This is a genomic window from Afipia clevelandensis ATCC 49720 (assembly GCF_000336555.1).
GTDB classification, from domain to species: domain Bacteria; phylum Pseudomonadota; class Alphaproteobacteria; order Rhizobiales; family Xanthobacteraceae; genus Afipia; species Afipia clevelandensis.
The window spans coordinates 993,621-994,126 of record NZ_KB375281.1 but is presented as its reverse complement, the minus strand read 5'-3'; the positions used below and the strand labels follow the sequence as shown (position 1 = coordinate 994,126).

Here is a 506-nt window from a genome sequence, read left to right as displayed (position 1 = left end):
CGTTTCGCCTTCAGCGAGGTACTGCACCAGGCCGTTATCGAGGTTGAAATCCCAGTTGATCGTGCCGGTGTTCGACGTGAATGAATCGTTCTGCAGCGTCAGGGCGCTCTGCAACGCCGTATGCAGCCCCCCGGGGATGGCCGCAGCGGACGTGGTGGCGTCGCCGACGAACGCAAAGCTAGCCGTCGCATGGTCGGTCAGATCGGCATCGGCAAAGGTGACCGAACCGGTATCATGCAGCACATTGCCGGCTTCCAGCGCCGTATCTTCCTTCACCGCGCCGCTGACATCGACCGCTGTAATCACCGGCGTGTCGTTGGTGCCCGTAATGACCACGGTCACTGTCTGTGTGGCCGATGTATCGGTCGCCGTGCTGCTATCATCCTGCACCGTGATGGTATAGGTCACGGTGATCGTCTCGCCTTCAGCGAGGTACTGCACCAGGCTGTTGTCGAGATTGAAGTCCCAGGTGATCGTGCCGGTGTTCGACGTGAATGAATCGTTCT

General features: G+C 59.7%; 1 protein-coding gene. It reads right to left on the bottom strand.

The window, feature by feature from the left end; translation table 11 throughout:
* The coding region (locus HMPREF9696_RS21770) for a VCBS domain-containing protein (RefSeq protein ID WP_002711781.1) at positions 1-506 on the bottom strand (506 nt) is incomplete at both ends.